Raw genomic sequence first — 228 nt, 5'->3', positions numbered from 1 at the left:
AAAGATGATGTGTTCATACCCAGCATCTGCCGCTTCGACTAAATGGTGACACATGGATTCGAGCATCGCGGCTTCTTGAGCGGCAGGTGCCGACTTAGATAACCTCAGATGCTCACGAATTTTTGGCATCATATCTGGGTTGGCATAAGCTTTAATTGTACGTTCGACTTGAGCAAAATGTTCATCGACAATCACATCAGGATTTAACTCAATCGCATCTAGATAGGG

The 228-nt window shown here is 44.7% G+C and carries 1 pseudogene; it reads right to left on the bottom strand.

Annotated elements, in window-relative coordinates:
- Positions 1 to 228 (bottom strand): annotated as a pseudogene (locus SB725_RS34380) (hypothetical protein); the annotation flags it as partial.

This window comes from Pseudomonas sp. SIMBA_041 (assembly GCF_046535095.1).
Lineage (GTDB): Bacteria > Pseudomonadota > Gammaproteobacteria > Pseudomonadales > Pseudomonadaceae > Aquipseudomonas > Aquipseudomonas mucoides.
This window is presented reverse-complemented; position numbering and strand designations above follow the sequence as displayed.